17 protein-coding genes are annotated in these 13,169 nt (G+C 42.5%); 8 read left to right on the forward strand and 9 right to left on the reverse strand.

Going from position 1 to position 13,169, the window contains the following annotated elements:
• Positions 1-47: 47 nt before the first annotated feature.
• Positions 48-497 carry a universal stress protein gene (locus tag ACXAEA_RS06515; protein ID WP_475095100.1) on the reverse strand — a complete coding sequence of 150 codons (450 nt, stop codon included), beginning with the start codon at positions 495-497 and terminating at the stop codon, positions 48-50.
• A 106-nt stretch (positions 498-603) separates the two neighbouring features.
• Between ACXAEA_RS06515 and ACXAEA_RS06520 the strand changes: the two genes are divergently transcribed.
• The 3 genes from ACXAEA_RS06520 (at position 604) to ACXAEA_RS06530 (ending at position 3,256) form a co-directional block, all read left to right on the forward strand.
• The gene (locus ACXAEA_RS06520) at positions 604-759 is read left to right on the forward strand and encodes a hypothetical protein (RefSeq protein WP_475095101.1); all 156 of its coding nucleotides are present in this window, start codon (positions 604-606) and stop codon (positions 757-759) included.
• A gap of 296 nt (positions 760-1,055) precedes the next feature.
• Positions 1,056-2,177 carry an alanine dehydrogenase gene (ald, locus tag ACXAEA_RS06525; protein WP_475095102.1) on the forward strand — a complete coding sequence of 374 codons (1,122 nt, stop codon included), beginning with the start codon at positions 1,056-1,058 and terminating at the stop codon, positions 2,175-2,177.
• 149 nt (positions 2,178-2,326) lie between these two features.
• On the forward strand, positions 2,327-3,256 hold the full coding sequence (locus ACXAEA_RS06530; RefSeq protein ID WP_475095103.1) for a manganese-dependent inorganic pyrophosphatase: 930 nt from the start codon (positions 2,327-2,329) through the stop codon (positions 3,254-3,256).
• Positions 3,257-3,328: 72 nt separating this feature from the next.
• Here the strand turns inward: ACXAEA_RS06530 and ACXAEA_RS06535 are convergent, their stop codons facing one another.
• The 3 genes from ACXAEA_RS06535 to deoC form a co-directional block, all read right to left on the reverse strand.
• Positions 3,329-3,943, reverse strand: coding sequence for an AmiS/UreI family transporter (locus ACXAEA_RS06535; protein ID WP_475095104.1), 615 nt, complete (start codon positions 3,941-3,943; stop codon positions 3,329-3,331).
• A 121-nt stretch (positions 3,944-4,064) separates the two neighbouring features.
• Positions 4,065-4,550, reverse strand: coding sequence for a cytidine deaminase (locus ACXAEA_RS06540; protein ID WP_475095105.1), 486 nt, complete (start codon positions 4,548-4,550; stop codon positions 4,065-4,067).
• Complete coding sequence (gene deoC, locus ACXAEA_RS06545; RefSeq protein WP_475095106.1) at positions 4,522-5,196, reverse strand: deoxyribose-phosphate aldolase; 675 nt, start codon at positions 5,194-5,196, stop codon at positions 4,522-4,524. Before deoC ends, ACXAEA_RS06540 begins: the two co-directional genes overlap by 29 nt.
• A 416-nt stretch (positions 5,197-5,612) precedes the next feature.
• On the opposite strand from deoC, the gene queF reads away from it, so the two are divergent.
• A complete protein-coding gene (queF, locus tag ACXAEA_RS06550; protein WP_475095107.1) occupies positions 5,613-6,110 on the forward strand; it encodes a preQ(1) synthase in 498 nt (165 codons plus the stop codon).
• 455 nt (positions 6,111-6,565) lie between these two features.
• On the opposite strand, the gene ACXAEA_RS06555 is transcribed toward queF, so the two are convergent.
• Entirely contained in the window at positions 6,566-7,663 is a 1,098-nt protein-coding gene (locus tag ACXAEA_RS06555) for a M24 family metallopeptidase (protein WP_475095108.1), read from the reverse strand.
• Between the two features lie 163 nt (positions 7,664-7,826).
• Here ACXAEA_RS06555 and ACXAEA_RS06560 point away from each other — a divergent pair, with 163 nt between their 5' ends.
• From ACXAEA_RS06560 to ACXAEA_RS06570, 3 genes are all read left to right on the forward strand, one after another.
• The gene (locus ACXAEA_RS06560) at positions 7,827-8,507 is read left to right on the forward strand and encodes a metal-dependent hydrolase (RefSeq protein WP_475095109.1); all 681 of its coding nucleotides are present in this window, start codon (positions 7,827-7,829) and stop codon (positions 8,505-8,507) included.
• 103 nt (positions 8,508-8,610) lie between these two features.
• Positions 8,611-8,859, forward strand: coding sequence for a hypothetical protein (locus tag ACXAEA_RS06565; RefSeq protein ID WP_475095110.1), 249 nt, complete (start codon positions 8,611-8,613; stop codon positions 8,857-8,859).
• A gap of 142 nt (positions 8,860-9,001) precedes the next feature.
• Entirely contained in the window at positions 9,002-10,321 is a 1,320-nt protein-coding gene (locus ACXAEA_RS06570; RefSeq protein WP_475095111.1) for a DRTGG domain-containing protein, read from the forward strand.
• Positions 10,322-10,381: 60 nt separating this feature from the next.
• On the opposite strand, the gene ACXAEA_RS06575 is transcribed toward ACXAEA_RS06570, so the two are convergent.
• Positions 10,382-10,675: a YtpI family protein gene (locus ACXAEA_RS06575; protein WP_475095112.1), complete on the reverse strand. Its 294-nt coding sequence runs from the start codon at positions 10,673-10,675 to the stop codon at positions 10,382-10,384.
• Positions 10,676-10,868: 193 nt separating this feature from the next.
• Between ACXAEA_RS06575 and ACXAEA_RS06580 the strand changes: the two genes are divergently transcribed.
• A complete protein-coding gene (locus ACXAEA_RS06580) occupies positions 10,869-11,804 on the forward strand; it encodes a DHH family phosphoesterase (protein WP_475095113.1) in 936 nt (311 codons plus the stop codon).
• A gap of 79 nt (positions 11,805-11,883) precedes the next feature.
• Here the strand turns inward: ACXAEA_RS06580 and ACXAEA_RS06585 are convergent, their stop codons facing one another.
• From ACXAEA_RS06585 to ytrH, 3 genes are all read right to left on the reverse strand, one after another.
• Complete coding sequence (locus ACXAEA_RS06585) at positions 11,884-12,207, reverse strand: hypothetical protein (RefSeq protein ID WP_475095114.1); 324 nt, start codon at positions 12,205-12,207, stop codon at positions 11,884-11,886.
• A 100-nt stretch (positions 12,208-12,307) separates the two neighbouring features.
• Positions 12,308-12,814 carry a sporulation membrane protein YtrI gene (gene ytrI / locus ACXAEA_RS06590; RefSeq protein ID WP_475095115.1) on the reverse strand — a complete coding sequence of 169 codons (507 nt, stop codon included), beginning with the start codon at positions 12,812-12,814 and terminating at the stop codon, positions 12,308-12,310.
• Between the two features lies 1 nt (position 12,815).
• Complete coding sequence (gene ytrH / locus ACXAEA_RS06595) at positions 12,816-13,145, reverse strand: sporulation membrane protein YtrH (RefSeq protein WP_475095116.1); 330 nt, start codon at positions 13,143-13,145, stop codon at positions 12,816-12,818.
• Positions 13,146-13,169: the final 24 nt, after the last annotated feature.

A 13,169-nucleotide genomic window follows, 5' to 3' on the forward strand; every position in this document is an offset into this window, starting at 1 on the left:
AGCACGCTGCAATCATTCGCAGCGTGCTTTGCTGTTTTTAAGGAAGATTAGTTAAGTTTGTCTGTCCGGACGACCAGGACATCACAGGTTGCATAACGGGTGATGTGTTCTGAGACACTTCCGATAAAGAAGCGTTCCACTGCGTTCATTCCTGTCGCTCCGCAAATGATCAGGTCGGCGTTGTATTTTTTCGCAACATCTTTCGCAATCTTGACCTTTGGTGAACCATAATCGATTTCATAGCTGACGTCATTGATTCCAGCTTCCATTGCCTGCTGTTTATAGTTCTCCATCAGCTCTGTGGCAAACTGGTTCGCACGCTCAGAGATTGTTCTGTCATATGCCTCAACAGTGGCAAAGGTGCGCAAATCGATGATGTGGGTCATGACCAGCTTGGCATCATTTCTCTTTGCGATTTCAATGGCTTTTTTAAAAGCCCATGCTGCTTCTTTAGAACCATCAACGGCAACTAAAATATTCTTATAATATAGCGCCATAGTTCTCGCCTCCTTTACCTATATTATACAATAGTTTCCTTAGTATAGCTGTGACAATCCAACGAAAACTATATGCGTAAGCAATATAGATAAGGAGGCAAACAGTATGGAAAAGAAACAGCAGAACGGCCAGTCATTTTATGATTACGACGATCAGGGTGTCATGCAAGTGAGCCAGCAGATCATGGATTCCTATAACAGCGGAGTCGTCGGACAAGAGCAAACGCAAGCAGCAGTCGAAAATAACGAAGAACTAAGGTAAAAGAATACAAAAGGCTTGCTAAAAAAATCAATGATTTTAGCAAGCCTTTTTCTATTAAATTGAAGCAGATTTTTTCACAATCAACGATATAATATAATTCAGCCAAAATTAAAAATATACAGAATAGTATATTTTAGGTAATTTTGTACGAATTGTTTTGCCAAAAGGCTTTTTTTCAACTAAAATGAAAGTGTTTTCATCCTTGTCCAATTATACTATTTTTCCTATGGCAAATAATTTAGTTGTGGCAGTGCATGAAATGGAAGGGCAATTATTATTATAGGAGGTATGCAATAATGCGTATCGGTGTACCTAAAGAGATAAAAAACAATGAAAATCGTGTGGCTATGACGCCTGCAGGTGTACTTAACCTTGTTAACTTCGGCCATGAAGTATTTATTGAAACTGGTGCTGGTCTTGGTTCCAGCTTTACTGACGAAGACTACAAAGCTGCTGGCGCCTTGATTGTTGGAAGTGCTGAAGAAGCATGGTCGCAGGATATGGTCATGAAGGTTAAAGAACCTCTGCGGGAAGAATACGGTTATTTCCGTGAAGGATTGATTTTATTTACATATTTGCACCTTGCTCCAGAACCAGAGTTGACAAAGGCTTTGATTGAAAACAAGGTAGTCGGTATTGCATACGAAACAGTACAGCTTGCAAACGGATCACTTCCATTGCTGACGCCTATGAGTGAAGTTGCTGGACGTATGTCAACACAAATTGGCGCTCAGTTCCTTGAAAAGGTCCACGGCGGTAAAGGAATTCTTCTAGGCGGAGTTCCTGGCGTGCAAAAAGGAAAGGTAACAATCATCGGAGGCGGTGTAGCTGGAACGAACGCAGCGAAAATGGCTGTTGGACTTGGCGCAGAAGTCACAATGATCGACTTGAACCCAGACCGGCTTCGCCAGCTTGACGATATTTTCGGATCTGATATTACAACACTGATGTCTAATCCTTTCAATATTGCTGAAGCAGTCAAGACATCTGACCTTGTAATCGGTGCTGTATTGATTCCAGGTGCAAAGGCTCCTAAGCTTGTAACAGAAGAGATGATCCAGTCCATGAACCCGGGTTCAGTTGTCGTCGACATCGCCATCGACCAGGGCGGTATTTTCGAAACAACGGACAGAATCACGACTCATGACAACCCTACTTATGAAAAGCACGGCGTTGTTCACTACGCAGTTGCAAACATGCCTGGAGCTGTGCCAAGAACGTCTACAATTGCGTTGACTAACGTGACTGTGCCATATGCTGTTCAAATTGCGAACAAAGGATACAAGCAAGCATGCCTAGACAATGAAGCATTGCTGAAGGGCATCAACACATTAAACGGTTATGTTACATACCAGGCTGTTGCTGAGTCTCATAACCTTGTTTATTCTGAAACAAAAACATTATTGGAGCAACTCTAATAATAGTAGATCCGGATGCGAGAATCCGGATCTTTTCTTTTTCGTACAAAGCTGTTTAAAATCTTTCCATTTTAGCGTATATTATTTATGGGATATACGGGTTCTCCAGGAGAACGACCGTGATTAATTTGTAATTGAGGAGTGTCATGATGGAAAAAGTACTTGTTTTTGGACATAAAAATCCTGATACCGATACAATCTGCTCGGCCATTGCCTATTCTCATTTGAAGCAGAAGCTTGGAGTGGATGCTGAAGCAGTTCGTTTGGGACAGGTTAACGGTGAAACTCAATACGCGCTGGACTACTTCAAAGTCGAAGCCCCACGCCTTACTGAGAGAGTTTCCGAAGAAGTGGACAAGGTTATCCTTGTTGACCACAACGAACGCCAACAAAGTGCGGAAGATATTACAGAAGTGCAGATTGTTGAAGTCATTGACCACCACCGTGTGGCTAATTTCGAAACGAGCGATCCGCTATACTTCCGTGTCGAGCCTGTAGGCTGCACAGCAACAATCTTAAATAAGATGTATAAAGAAAATAATGTGGAAATCGATAAGAACATCGCTGGCCTTATGCTTTCTGCGATCATTTCCGATTCATTATTGTTTAAGTCCCCAACTTGCACAGACCAGGACGTGGCAGCTGCACGTGAATTAGCTGAAATCGCTGGGGTTGATGCTGATGAGTACGGGCTGGCAATGCTTAAGGCAGGAGCAGATTTGAGCAGCAAGACGATCGAAGAGCTTATTTCCCTTGATGCAAAGGAATTCCAAATGGGTGAGTCAAAGGTTGAAATCGCCCAAGTGAACACTGTTGACGTTAATGAAGTGCTTGCTCGTCAGGGAGAGCTAGAAGATGCTCTTAACAGCAAGATCGCTGATAAGAATCTCGACCTTTTCGTGCTGGTCATTACTGACATTTTAACGAACGATTCGGCTGCGCTCGCACTTGGAAATAAAGCTGCTGCGGTTGAAGAAGCATTCAATGTCTCGCTTGAAAACAACACTGCAACCCTTAAAGGTGTTGTTTCACGTAAAAAACAGGTTGTACCTGTATTGACGAATGTACTGGCGAAATAATGAAAAAACCGTCCATGCCGATTGGCAGGACGGTTTTTTGTATAGTTTTTTCGTATTCATTAATGTCTTTTTTTACGCGAATTTTTCATTTCTGGCTGTCGATTTCACAAGCTTTAACGTAATGTATCCGAAATAGACAATGGCAGCTATGGAGAAGTATATCCAGGCTTCAGCCACCTGATTGCTCTTCCATAATCCTGTCATGGATAGTAAGGCAGGGAAGGTCAATGTCAGCCAGGACTGGACCATGGCCACTTTGCCGATATATGCATCGATTTTCTTGTTCATGCCCATGGACAGGAAGAACAGGAACCAGAGATAAGCCCACATCAGCCATGTCAGTGTGCTGACGATATCTTCAAAATGGACAAAGGCTACGATTGCATAGATCAGGGCAATGACGGCCACCCATAATGAATACCAGCCAAGTCCGCTGCCATCGAGATCCTTTAATAATGTCAATCCAACGTACAAATAGGTAAAGCCAAACAGAAAAATGCTGGCAAGGCTGTAAATGGTCCAGTTGGCCTGGTCAGATACGACGATTAGATAAAATGGAACAATCACCTGCATTGCCCCGATGAATAGGTTAAATACAGCCACGCTTTTCGCATTTGCGCGCCCAAGAAGCATCAGGCTGTTCAAAAATAGTGCTGCGCCTGATAATAATAAACCTGCGTCTCCCATGATGTATGCCTTCCTAAAGGAGAAGGCTCTTTCCTCCTTTATCACGAATAAGAAAGAGCAACTCCTTCATCCTTTAGGATGGAAAGAATTGCCCCCAACTTAAAATGTTTTGTTAAATCTTTTACTTTGACTGGTTAACCTTATCCATATCCTTGGATGTAAAATAACCAGGAAGGATTTCGCTGATTGTCGTTTCCTTTACATCGCCATTAAGGTTGGCAAGGTAAATTTTCGTGTCATCAGTCGAGAATTCTGCAATTACCTGGCGGCAGGCACCGCATGGAGAAATAGGACCTTCAGTGTCTCCGACCACAGCAATCGCCTTGATTTCTGTATCCCCTTCGGATACCGCTTTGAAAATAGCCGTTCTCTCTGCACAATTGGTAAGGCCGTATGATGCATTTTCAATATTGCAGCCAAGAAATAGCTGATCGTTGCTGGTAATGATTGCAGCGCCAACCTGAAACTTAGAATATGGAACGTATGCTTTGCTTCTTGCCTCGATTGCTTTTTCTACAAGCATGTTTTTATCCATCGTCCATTCCTCATTCCCATGTTTATTTATTAAGCTTTTTCGATTAATATGAAGAATTTGAAGACAGGCCATTCATGATTGCTACACCAGAGCTAGCTCCGATTCTTGTTGCGCCAGCTTCGATCATGCTTTGTGCATCTTCAAGGCTTCTTACGCCACCTGAAGCTTTTACGCCTAAATCAGGACCGACAGTCTTTCTCATTAGTGCGATATCTTCTACAGTTGCACCGCCAGTTGAGAATCCAGTAGAAGTCTTGACGAAATCAGCACCTGCATTGACAGAAAGCTTGCAAGCCATTTCTTTTTCTTCATCAGTAAGAAGGCAAGTTTCGATGATGACTTTAGTCAAAGCTTTGCCTTTAGCTGCATCAACTACTGCTTTGATATCCTTTTCAACTACATCGTACTGCTTGTCTTTCAATGCGCCGATGTTGATGACCATGTCCACTTCAGTTGCTCCATTTTCAATTGCATTCTTTGTTTCGAATGCTTTTACTTCAGAAGTTGAAGCTCCAAGAGGGAAGCCGATTACTGTACATACTTCTACTCCTTCAGCATCCTTAAGAATTTCAGCAGCTGTTTTAACCCATGTAGGATTTACGCAAACAGATGCAAACTTATATTCTTTTGCTTCCTCAGCCAATTTTACAACCTCAGCTTCAGTTGCATTTGCTTTAAGTAATGTGTGGTCGATCATTCTTGCCAATTCGTTCGTCATTAAATTCAAACCCTTTCTGTATAAAAATATGTTGAAACGCTTTCATTAAGAAGAAAATATATATCACAAATTTATTATGTGTTACTTACATGAATAATATATCAGGTGGTTGAACATATGTAAATAATCAAATGAACATTTGTAAAAATAATAAATGGGAATACACGATTTTGTCATATTTATTCTTTTATTATATGTAAATTTTTCTTTTGACATTGTCCTGATGTTTCATTATAGTTGCTATAGAAAAATGAATAAATCATCCTGCATTCGCGGGAGAGGTTCATAGCGGACACCCTCTATAAAAAACTATGGCTTTGAAATATTTCAACCATATCCAGAGGATATGGTTTTTGTTTTAGAAGCAGAGTTTTGGCCTCATATTGCGTTTGCGGACATCATGGGAGGCTTCTGAAATGGCTGGAAGAAAAGAAGAGGAAATGAAAGATTTAACTTTACTAGGGAATCAAGGAACAAAATACTTGTTCGAATATAGCCCTGAAATTTTGGAAACATTCGAGAATAAGCATCCATATCGGGATTATTTCGTGAAATTCAATACTCCTGAATTTACGAGCCTGTGCCCGATTACGGGACAGCCGGATTTTGCATCCATCTATATCAGTTATATTCCGGATAAACTGATGGTCGAAAGCAAAGCGCTGAAGCTTTATTTATTCAGTTTCAGGAATCACGGCGATTTCCATGAGGATTGCATGAACATCATCATGAATGACCTCATCAAACTGATGGATCCAAGATATATTGAAGTTTGGGGCAAATTCACGCCACGAGGCGGAATCTCGATCGATCCGTATACAAACTATGGCAAGCCGGGAACGAAGTATGAAGAAATGGCGAATTATCGTATGATGAATCACGATATGTACCCTGAAAAAGTGGATAACCGCTAAAAAATGGAAAGAGCAGCCGCAGCTGCTCTTTTTTATTGAGGTTTTATTAAAGCTATTTGTTGCATATTTGTCCGAAGGTAAGACGTCTTCGGACATTATTGAATGACCATTCTAGAAATTTGTCCGAAGGGGACGCGACTACGGACATTTAGGGACGACCCTTCCAGTTTTTTGTCCAAAGGGAAGACGTCTTTGAACATTTAGGGACGACCTCTCCAGAATTTTGTCCGAAGGGGACACGACTACGGACATTTTGGGATGACCTTTCTAGAATTTTGTCCGAAGATGTCCCGAGTTCGTTCACTTTTTCATCCTATGCTCTTCACTTTGTCCGAAGCAGTATTAAGTTTGGAGATTGCGATTTTTCATGGGGAAAACCAGCAGTCGAGTTTAACACAGCATAAAATGTGAAAAACCGCCTGGATATCATCAATCCAGACGGTTTTAAGCCTATCTTACGATACAAAAACCAGTTCCTTAGGGAACTTCGTTAAAATTTCGATTCCATCCTCGGTGATGACGACATCATCTTCGATTCTTACACCTGCGACGCCTGGTACGTAAATTCCGGGTTCAGCTGTGAATACCATCCCTTTTTGCAGTAGCAATGAGTTCGTGCTCGTCAATGAAGGGTACTCATGGACGCTGACTCCCAGACCGTGTCCTAGGCGGTGCGGGAAGTATTCTCCGTATCCAGCTTCTTCGATCACATTGCGGGCTGCGAGATCAACTTCGGAGCATGGAACGCCAGCGCGTGCTGTGTCCAAAGCTTTCAGCTGTGCTTTTAACACAGTGTTATAGATTTCTTCCTGCTGTTTGTTGATTTCACCGTAAGCAACAGTCCTTGTTATGTCGGAGCAGTAGCCGTCCATTACAACGCCAAGATCGAACAATACAAGATCACCTTTTTTGATCTTTGTCAGGCCAGGAGTGCCATGTGGAGCAGCAGCATTTTTACCGGTTAGGACCATCGTTGAAAACGACATCTCCGTTACGCCTTTTTTCTTTAGTTCATATTCAATTGCTGCCAGAACATCAAGTTCGGTTTTGCCTTCCTGGATTTCATTGACTCCTGTTTGAATCGCGAAATCTGCAAGTTCACAGGCTTTCCTCAGTGTCTGCAATTCTTCTTCAGTTTTTACCATGCGCATCAGCCGCAGTTTTTCTTCGGCAGAAACAAATTCGGATCCGCCAAAAAGTCCAGCCATTTTTTCATAGCGTTCCACATTCAATTGTTCTTTCTCGATAGCAGTCTTCCTAATGGAAGCGACTCTCTTTTTAATCGCCTGGTAGGCTAGCTCCATTGAATCATCTGTATCACTGTAGCCAATTATTTCAAGCTCCCATCCTGCGTTTTTTGCATTTTCCTTATCCATCGCAGGGCAAATCATGAATGGCTCAGCATCCTGGAAAACAGCAACAGCGAGCAGACGTTCGTGGGGGTCACTTAGGAATCCGCTCAAATAAAACACATTGTCAGGGGATGTGACGAATGTGACATCCACCCCATTATCCTTCATCCATCCTGATAAAGCAGCCAATCTTTCAGTCATATGAAATCCTCCTCTGATATGTATATCTCACTATGAGAGTAGCAATTCACAGTTGAAAAGTAAAACTTTTATATGGGGGATTTAGTGGGTATACAGAAAAATGAAGCAGGAGATAGGCAATCTGCGTTGAAATATCTTATGGAACATTGAAAGGAGCGATAACATGAAAGTATCTTATCACGGCCATTCTGTTGTTAAAATTGAAACGAATGGGAAGACGATCCTGATCGACCCGTTCATTTCCGGAAATGAACTTACTGATTTGAAGGTGGAGGATGTCAAGCCGGATGTCATTATCCTTACACATGCCCACGGGGATCACCTGGGGGATACAGTGGAACTGGCTAAACATCATGACTCCCTTGTAATCGCCAACTTCGAGGTTGCTACATATTTAGGCTGGAAGGGCCTGAACACTCATGGGATGTCAATTGGCGGTGCATATGAATTTGATTTTGGCAAGGTGAAAATGACTCCAGCATTCCATGGAACAGGTATGATGACTGAAAACAATGAAATCATTTATGGCGGAATGCCTGCCGGAATTTTGTTCATGGCAGAAGGGAAGACCGTGTTCCATGCGGGTGATACTGGATTGTTCTCTGACATGAAGCTGATTGGTGAGAGGCATCCAATCGACCTTGCCTTCCTGCCGATTGGCGATAATTTTACGATGGGGCCTGAAGATGCGGCATTGGCAGCAGAATTCCTGAACGCAAAGCAGGTTGTGCCAATCCATTTCAACACATTCCCGCCGATCAAGCAGGATCCTCACGCTTTTGTAAAAATGCTTAAGGAAAATCAAGGCCGCGTCCTCGAAGCAGGAGAGGCAATTGAACTGTAAACTCATGGGCTGCACAAAAAGTTGTGCAGCTTTTTCTTTTATCATGCTTTTTTTATCTCCCTAAGCATAGTTATAAATAAGACAACCTGTAGGAGGGGGAAAAATGAAGAAGAACCGCTATCTTTTATACCTGCTGTTATGCGGGGTGATGCTTTACATAGGAATGCCTGAGCTGAATTTCAGTGCTGGCGGTAAAGAGGCCTTGTTTGCCGGGACATGGCTGTTCCTGGCACTGCTCGTCTTCGCTGGGAACTTGGCAGCCTTTCTGTACACCCCGAAAAAACATGCAAAGTCTGGCAGGATGAGAGTGGAAAGCAAGCCGAAAAGAAAATCCCGCGTATTTACTGGCTAAAATTTTAGCCAGTTTTTTTATGGACTAAAATGGCTCTAGTGTAATTATCCAAAGGGTTTGATTGAATCAAGCCTTCTTTCACCTTATAATGGTAATGGATAGAACTGCATTGAACGGAAAATTATTATAAAGGGTGAAAGTCTTGGCAACTAAGCATGAACAAATACTTCAATATATAGATGAATTGCCAATAGGTGAAAAGATTTCGGTACGCCAAATCGCCAAGGCGCTTAATGTTAGTGAAGGAACGGCTTATAGAGCCATTAAGGATGCAGAAGTGAAAGGGTATGTCAGCACGATTGAACGTGTCGGCACAATCAGGATTGAAAGGAAAAAGAAAGAAAACATAGAGAAGCTCACTTTTGCCGAAGTGGTCAATATCGTGGATGGACAAGTTCTCGGCGGCCGCGCCGGACTTCATAAAACATTGAATAAATTCGTCATTGGTGCTATGAAGCTGGAAGCGATGATGCGCTATACAGGTGCAGGGAACTTGCTGATTGTCGGGAACCGCGACAAAGCACATGAACAGGCTCTCAGGGCAGGAGCAGCAGTATTGGTGACAGGCGGATTTGATACGGAAGATCATGTAAAGAAATTGGCAGATGAGCTGCAGCTGCCAATCATCTCAAGCAGTTATGATACTTTTACCGTGGCGACGATGATCAACCGTGCGATCTATGACCAGTTGATCAAAAAGGAAATCATCCTTGTGGAGGATATCCTTACGCCAGTTTCTGAAACCATTTTTCTGAAGAGTGATGACCGTGTATCGGATTGGTACCGCCATAAGGATGAAACGCTGCACAGTCGCTTTCCGGTAGTGGACCAGAATATGAAGGTTATCGGGATGGTCACTTCAAAGGACGTAATGGGCCATGAGCAGGGGACGATGATTGAGAAAATCATGACAAAGAGCCCGATGACAGTCAGTGGGTCGACGAGTGTAGCTTCGTCCGCCCACATGATGGTGTGGGAAGGCATAGAAGTCCTCCCTGTCGTAAATGATGGGAACAGGCTTCAGGGCATTGTCAGCAGACAGGATGTACTGAAGGCTCTCCAAATGATCCAGCGCCAGCCGCAGGTAGGGGAGACACTTGATGATACGGTGACGAACCAAATGGTGCTCGCGAAGGGAAAAACAAAGGATGATGATATTTTCCGCTGTCAGGTGACACCGCAGATGACGAATCATCTGGGAACCGTCTCTTATGGTGTCTTCACAACGATTGTCACAGAAGCAGCGAACCGGGTGCTGAGAGGCTATAAAAAAGGCGACCTGGTTGTTGAGAATATGACCATCTATTTCATTAAGCCGGTCCAGATTGACAGTGTCATAGAGATTTATCCGAAAGTGCTCGAGGTGGGAAGGAAGTTCGGAAAGGTTGATATCGAAGCCTTTAATGAAGGTGTCCTAGTAGGGAAGGCCATGATGATGTGCCAGCTGATCGACCGCCATTAATAATTTATTAATAGATACAAAAAAGCCGATCCACAAAGGAATCGGCTTTTTTGTACAATATTATTCTTCCGCTTCCTTGGCGGCATGCGGAAGATAGAATTTATAGGCTTTGATCCCGCCCCATGCACTCAATGAACCGATGACAATGAAAATTGCGCCTACGATGTAGGTGACAGTAGTCTGAAAAAGGAACAGCTGATTCAAACCGAAAAACGCCACGAACAAACCAAGTGCGATGCTGGACTTTGCTGATAGCCATTTTCGCTCAGCAGGCCTTTTGCTGCGAACATATTTAATCTTGTAAAAGATATAAAAAACGAATGATAAAACGATCAAGAATACGAGAATAGGCATTGCAATTCCTCCAAATTTATAATCAATCCTATTTTACAGTTAATTTTAGAGGAATTCCATACAGATGATGCTAATAAAAAGTTTCTTTCTTTTTTACTATTATCTATTGTATCCATCATAAAGATGTTCCTGCTTTTCTTTTCCAAAAATTATGTTCATAATTAAAATATGAAAAAGGTGAAGGAGCTTATTGATGAAAGCGCAAATACTTGAAGCAATTGAAAATTATGAAACAATCATTATCCATCGTCATGTAAGGCCAGATCCGGATGCTTACGGTTCCCAGGGAGGACTTGCGGAAATCCTGAAAGCGTCCTATCCGGAAAAAAACATATACACTGTCGGGAAAGAGGAACCATCCCTCAATTATCTGAGAAGGCTCGATCAAATTCCGGATGACACTTTCAAAGGCGCGCTTGTCATTGTTTGTGACACAGCCAATGCAGAACGGATTTGTGACGAACGTTATCGTTTAGGCGAGCAGCTCCTCAAGATTGATCATCATCCGAATGAAGATCCATATGGTGACCTGCAATGGGTTGACACAAAAGCAAGTTCTACGAGTGAAATGATCTATGAATTTTATCTGAGTTTCAAGGAAAAGGGATTGAAAATGTCCGATGAGGCAGCCCGGTTGCTGTATGCGGGGATCGTCGGTGATACAGGACGCTTCCTTTACCCTAGTACGACAAATAAAACCTTTGCTTATGCAGGTGAACTCATCCATTATAATTTTTCACGTACCGAGCTGTATGACAGGATGTATGAATTGGCACCAAATGTGGTGAAATTGAATGGCTATGTCCTGCAGAACTTTGAATTGCTTGAAAATGGAGCTGCAAAGGTAGTGATGAAGCAGGAGCTGCTTGATAAGTATTCAGTCAAGCCATCCGAAGCATCACTGCTCGTGAGCGAATTGGGGAATGTCTCAGGAATTAAGGCATGGGTATTTTTTATTGAAGAAAAAGACCAGATCCGTGTACGCCTTCGTTCCAAAGGTCCTGTGATCAATACGATTGCCAGGAAGTATAATGGGGGAGGTCACCCGCTTGCTGCAGGAGCTTCCATCTATTCATGGGACGATGTCGATCTTGTCCTGAGAGACTTAATCGAAGCCTGCAAACAATAGGAACATTAAGGAAAGTTGACAAAAAAAGGTGCGTTTCAGAAAGAAACGCACCTAAATTGTATTTTTTACGAAAGCAGCCCTATCTATTATTAAAATAAACATTCAAGGCCTCTGTAATATCCTGACTTTGGCCTTCAGTCTGGATTTTATAATGGTCACCATCAAGAGATGATGAAAAACCGCTGATCCCTTGCTGCTTTAAAAAATCGTCAATGTCCGAAAGGTGTTCTCCTTGATTCTTAAGGCTTTTCTGTCCAACAAAGTCTTCATTCACAAATACATCATACTGATCTTCATTCAATTTCACCTGGTTATCAAGCTCGCGGTTATTCAAGGCATACACAGGGAATAATCCACCCCCGACACCACTGCCGCTGTTTCCTGCTCCATTATTAAAAGACATGCCGATCACTCCAGTCATCAAATGTTATAGTTTATATTTCCCGTTTCAAATAGGTGTCACACAAGGTCGTTACAACTGGAGAGAATTACCTGTCAAATAGTCAATCCAAATTAATCTCAACCTGGATGCTGACGGATGTATAGATGACCATCGATTTTATTTTCAGCTTATAGCGTTTATCATTCATTTTGATCGATTTGTTTTCAATCAGCTTAGTGATTAAATCCCTGCTTTTGAAAACCGAGTCAAGATCCTTGGCAAGCAGAATATTCAATTCGCTCTTTGTTTGTTCTTCAATTTCATAGATGCTTAGAGCATCCAGATACTGTTTATATTTTTTATCATTTGTGATTTTTACCTTAATCTCCTGGACGGTCAGCTTTTCTTCATTCTTCTTATTGAGCTCGGCATAATCATCCTGCCAGATTTTGATGTCGTCCTGTAGCTCTGCAATGGTCCCCTTTTGCTCATGGATGATTTTTGCGTTTTTTTCAATTGATACACCATTCATATATAGGAACACACACCAGCTCAATAGAGCGCCCACGGCCATTCCTGAAAAGAACCTCTGCCATTCAGGTCTGCGGTAATAAGGAGAAATCCTCATTTCATACATGCTCCTGCGTCAGCCAGTCTATCAGCAGTGCCCCGGTTTGAGCGCCGCCCATTGCTGTCAGGATCAATAAAAATTGCTTGAAGATGTCTTTTGTCTCCCCGTGAAGCAATCCTTTTTCAAAACTGTACACTGTATCAAATGTTCCCCCGATCGCTGCGATGATCGCCCAGATCCTGATTGAACTAGAGAAGCGGGCAATTTCTGTCAGCAGGGGCTGCCCTGTCAGGAAAGCAGCCAAACCGCCAATCAGCGAGCCACCCAGCAATACGCCGAGTGCGATGAAATATGCCTCAAACAAACCTGGAATAAATGGCTGGTTCATAGTAAACACCCTTTTATAAAAAAA

It is taken from the genome of Mesobacillus sp. ABV4_180 (assembly GCF_056158485.1).

Coding starts and splice junctions, on each gene's coding strand:
- ACXAEA_RS06515 (WP_475095100.1), bottom strand. CDS start 497: ATGGCGCTATATTATAAGAATATTTTAGTTGCCGTTGATGGTTCTAAA.
- ACXAEA_RS06520 (WP_475095101.1), top strand. CDS start 604: ATGGAAAAGAAACAGCAGAACGGCCAGTCATTTTATGATTACGACGAT.
- ald (WP_475095102.1), top strand. CDS start 1,056: ATGCGTATCGGTGTACCTAAAGAGATAAAAAACAATGAAAATCGTGTG.
- ACXAEA_RS06530 (WP_475095103.1), top strand. CDS start 2,327: ATGGAAAAAGTACTTGTTTTTGGACATAAAAATCCTGATACCGATACA.
- ACXAEA_RS06535 (WP_475095104.1), bottom strand. CDS start 3,943: ATGGGAGACGCAGGTTTATTATTATCAGGCGCAGCACTATTTTTGAAC.
- ACXAEA_RS06540 (WP_475095105.1), bottom strand. CDS start 4,550: ATGGCCTGTCTTCAAATTCTTCATATTAATCGAAAAAGCTTAATAAAT.
- deoC (WP_475095106.1), bottom strand. CDS start 5,196: ATGACGAACGAATTGGCAAGAATGATCGACCACACATTACTTAAAGCA.
- queF (WP_475095107.1), top strand. CDS start 5,613: ATGGCTGGAAGAAAAGAAGAGGAAATGAAAGATTTAACTTTACTAGGG.
- ACXAEA_RS06555 (WP_475095108.1), bottom strand. CDS start 7,663: ATGACTGAAAGATTGGCTGCTTTATCAGGATGGATGAAGGATAATGGG.
- ACXAEA_RS06560 (WP_475095109.1), top strand. CDS start 7,827: ATGAAAGTATCTTATCACGGCCATTCTGTTGTTAAAATTGAAACGAAT.
- ACXAEA_RS06565 (WP_475095110.1), top strand. CDS start 8,611: ATGAAGAAGAACCGCTATCTTTTATACCTGCTGTTATGCGGGGTGATG.
- ACXAEA_RS06575 (WP_475095112.1), bottom strand. CDS start 10,675: ATGCCTATTCTCGTATTCTTGATCGTTTTATCATTCGTTTTTTATATC.
- ACXAEA_RS06580 (WP_475095113.1), top strand. CDS start 10,869: ATGAAAGCGCAAATACTTGAAGCAATTGAAAATTATGAAACAATCATT.
- ACXAEA_RS06585 (WP_475095114.1), bottom strand. CDS start 12,207: ATGTCTTTTAATAATGGAGCAGGAAACAGCGGCAGTGGTGTCGGGGGT.
- ytrI (WP_475095115.1), bottom strand. CDS start 12,814: ATGAGGATTTCTCCTTATTACCGCAGACCTGAATGGCAGAGGTTCTTT.
- ytrH (WP_475095116.1), bottom strand. CDS start 13,145: ATGAACCAGCCATTTATTCCAGGTTTGTTTGAGGCATATTTCATCGCA.